We start from the raw sequence: 3,783 nt of genomic DNA, 5'->3' as shown, positions 1-3,783 counted from the left end.
CAAGGCAGCCGCTGCCGATATACCAGTATGACTATCAATACACGCGGGATTAATGAGGATAAATGTCTGAAGAATTTAAAGCTCTAGGAGTTACTGGGCGAAGCCTATATGAAGCGGTTGCTTTCGCAGTCCTTTGTTTGTAGAGCTCACGGAACAACAAACTTGGGATTGTACCTAAGACACTATTTTTTAAAACAGCATGAGGAGTATCCATAATGAAGATTACAGTTGTTGGCGGTGGCCGGATGGGGCTTCCTCTTGCCTGCATGTTTGGCAAGCACGGAGCAAGCGTGACAGTAAGCGACATCAATCAGGATCTAGTGAACGCTATTCAAACAGGCAATTGTCCTTATGAAGAGCCGGGACTGCCCGAGCTCATGGCTGATTTGCATAAGGCGGGCCGACTTTACGCCACCACTGACACAAAAAAGGCTGCGTCCGAGTCTGAGGTCATCGTAGTCATCGTGCCGGCCCACCTGACTTCCAACCGCGATATTAATTTCGGCACGCTCCAGATGGTTTCGGAAGAAATTGGCAAAGGACTTCAGCCGGGAACCCTTGTTGTGTACGAGACCACTGTGGCCGTGGGCGGAACCCGGCGTAGTTTAATTCCGTGCCTGGAACAACAGAGTGGCTTGAAATCGGGTGTAGACTTTTATGTGGCCTATAGTCCGGAACGCGTGAAAGCGAACCACGTATTGTCGAGGCTTGAGACGACCCCCAAGATTGTGGGGGGGTTAGACGCCGCTTCATGTGCAAAGGCAGTGGCATTTTATCGGCAGTACCTCGGTGCGCCAGTCGATGATGTCGGCACTATCGAGGCCGCAGAGATGTCTAAACTGTTAGGCATGCTGTACCGAGACGTGAACATTGCGTTGGCAAATGAATTTGCGGCCTTCTGCGAAGTGGCCGGTGTTGATTTCGAGAGGGTTCGTTTGGCTGCAAATACCGACGGCGAGGCCAATCTGCTTTTACCGGGCATAGGTGTCGGCGGTCATTGCGTACCTGTCTACCCGTATTTCCTGACACGGGAATCGCGTCGATTAGGTCTGCCTCAACGTATCTCAGAAGCCGCTCGCGAAATCAACGACCAACAGCCTGCCAGGCAATTGGAACGGGTTGAAGCAAGATGGCAGCGCTTGAAAGGCAAGAAAGTGCATATCTTGGGGCTGGGATTTAGGCCCGAGGTCAAGGTGGACATTTTCAGCCCAAGCTATGCATTGCGGGACGAACTCCAACGATTAGACGCCCAGGTTACGATCGAAGATCCCCATTACACCGACGAAGAGCTACGGGACGCAGGGTTCGTACCTGGCACGACAAAGGTTGCCAGCGTTGTTGTTCTCAGCACGGCCCACAAAGAATTTGCCGCTCCTGATTTCGTTGCGTGGCGAAAGGCCGGTGTGGAAGTCGTACTTGACGGCCGCAATTTCTGGAACCAGGATGAGGCCGAAGCGGCCGGACTGCTTTACTTCGGGATTGGGCGATCTTCCTGTGCAGAACGCACTCGCCACGGGACTGTCTTTATGGAGAATGGGCGGCTGGCAGAAGCTATTGCCCAATGAGGCGTTCCACAAGATTGGTATACACTTTCTTGTGCGCACTCCAGTTGTAAACATTTGCGAACCGTTCTGTCGCATTGTCTGACAGGGCGGTCCGTTTGCCGGGGTTTTGATAAAGCGTAATGATGGCTTCGGCGAGGGAACCGGCGTTTTCTGCATCGAAGAACTGTACCATTTGTTCATCAAAATACCGACAAATCGTACCCGTTTTAGGTACGATGCAAGGGATCCCCATGGTCACGTATTCGAGCAACTTGGTGGGCAGCATGATGTCTGTGCCGCTGCTGATCCGTAATGGAATAAGCCCGACATCCGCATCATGGATCATCGCGGGAATATTCTCTACCGGAACGAAGCCTTCGCTGAACGTAACCAAATCCTGCAAATCAAGCTGGTCGCGTAATGCCATCAATCGGCTTCGTTCTTCACCGGCTCCGATAATGCGAAGCTCCAGGCGAGGCACCGTGCGTCTGGCTATGGATACGGCCTCTATTGCGACATCCAGTCCGAGTCGGCGTGCGAGAGTGCCATGGTAAACCATCACAAACGGCGCATCTTGAGGCTTAGGGGGTAATAGGTCGCGTCTTGCAAAAATGTGGTCATCGGGTAGATTCATCAGGACGTGGATTTTTTCACGCGGAATACCTCGCTCCGACAGAATATCCTTCAAGCGATCCTCAACAGTCAGCACGGCTGAGGCGAATTTTCCGGCCCACCGTTCCTGCCTTTTGAGTGCTCTGACGACCCAGTGATTTTCTCCGGAAGAAAACTTCTCCCCATAGAGTTCAGGCATCAAATCGTGTACATCAAGAATTACCGGGACGCCTAGCAAACGCGGCAGCCAGGTTGCGAACACAAGAAAATCAGGCATGTTGTTAATATGAATCGCCTGGTAGCGCAACGGATGCAGTAATAAGTGCATGAAGATCATTAAAAAGAATATGACGTAGTCGATAATGTATTCGATAAAAGAAGTACACTTCTTTTTCAGACCCATGGTTTTGATGACATCCACGCCTGCGATCGTCTCACGGTTCGGTTCACCGGGCTGGCGTCGCGCCAAAAACACGACACGGTGCCCGGACTCTACCAATGCTTCCGCTTCACGTTTTACTCTGGGATCTCGGCGGTAATTGGTATATGCCGCCATGAAAATAAATGCCATAGGATATTCTCTCATTGATTAATTAGGTATCTTGCACAATTATTATTCATACCTCTGTGCGGATAATAACAGTCATTTTCGGGGACGCCTCCGAATGCTCTTGCGGCGATTAACCAAACCGCTCAGTTGAAGCTTGAATAGTTTTTCGCATGCTGCCGCCAGAAATCATTGATGGTTCTTCCATCCGTTGCGAGCCCCCCCGTCTCCCTTGTGTAATTGACCATTTCCCAGAACAGGCGTTCATAACCGGGGTCGCGCGCTCCTCCGAAAACGATGGGATGCCATACGGTGGAGACGCATCCCCGTTTGCGGCGCAGGTCATCCAGAGCAGCCTTTATGACCTCCCAAGCGCTTAATCCCTTCAACCTCATGTAGCTTTGCAACGTGACGTCCATAAGAAACAAATTAAGCTGAAGCACTTTATAAGGACGGTTTTCTTTCAGGCAATAAGGAAAATAAGGATAAGAAAATCCGGCGCGGGGTCCGGGGCGATCAGGAAAACCCATGGACATGTCATACTGAATGCCTGCCTGTTCTTGGGCAGTGAACAAATTGTCATAATCGAATGAAAGAAAATGCTGGCGCGAGCCTAGTGGTCTGCCTAGGCGTTGCGCCAAAAGCGCCGCTTCTTCCACATACCAGTCGGTATTCTCAGTGGATCGGTAGCTGCCATGCAGACAAAGATCAAAACCTGCATCAAGAATAACGCGCAAATAGTCGCGGGTACGGTCGTCTTCGATTCGATAGTTGACGTCGTTGGGATGCCTATGACCGACGGCAACCTGGAACGATGCATGCACGCCCAGTTCTTTCTCACGCTCAATGATCTCGGGCACGCAACCATAGGGATCGCGTTTATGTATCAACGCGAGCGCCAGCCCAGTCGCCGCACGCAAGGCGTCGGCAGGATCGCGTTGACGGATGAGATGGCGAAGTACGGTTTTTGCGCCCTGTTTGGTAATATCAATAATACCGGCCGGGATGAAATCAACGTCATGCGATAGTATGAGTGCATGGCTAGCGCCTTGCGGCCATTCGAGCGATTTCCATTTCTCT

3 protein-coding genes are annotated in these 3,783 nt (G+C 51.4%); 1 reads left to right on the top strand and 2 read right to left on the bottom strand.

All coding sequences use genetic code 11. The features are described from left to right. The first annotated feature begins 215 nt into the window (after positions 1-215). Positions 216-1,565: a nucleotide sugar dehydrogenase gene (locus WC614_14055; protein MFA5034127.1), complete on the top strand. Its 1,350-nt coding sequence runs from the start codon at positions 216-218 to the stop codon at positions 1,563-1,565. On the opposite strand, the gene WC614_14050 is transcribed toward WC614_14055, so the two are convergent. Together WC614_14050 and WC614_14045 are read right to left on the bottom strand one after the other, a co-directional pair. Continuing rightward, positions 1,552-2,727: a glycosyltransferase family 4 protein gene (locus tag WC614_14050; GenBank protein MFA5034126.1), complete on the bottom strand. Its 1,176-nt coding sequence runs from the start codon at positions 2,725-2,727 to the stop codon at positions 1,552-1,554. The two genes, WC614_14055 and WC614_14050, sit on opposite strands and share 14 nt — an antisense overlap. A 122-nt stretch (positions 2,728-2,849) precedes the next feature. Then, positions 2,850-3,783: polysaccharide deacetylase family protein (locus tag WC614_14045; GenBank protein ID MFA5034125.1), on the bottom strand; the 934-nt coding region annotated here is incomplete at its 5' end.

This window comes from bacterium (assembly GCA_041649255.1).
In the GTDB taxonomy this organism is placed as follows: Bacteria; Hydrothermota; UBA3073; order JACQXS01; family JAQTXJ01; genus JAQTXJ01.
This window is presented reverse-complemented; position numbering and strand designations above follow the sequence as displayed.

Coding starts and splice junctions, on each gene's coding strand:
- WC614_14055 (MFA5034127.1), top strand. CDS start 216: ATGAAGATTACAGTTGTTGGCGGTGGCCGGATGGGGCTTCCTCTTGCC.
- WC614_14050 (MFA5034126.1), bottom strand. CDS start 2,727: ATGGCATTTATTTTCATGGCGGCATATACCAATTACCGCCGAGATCCC.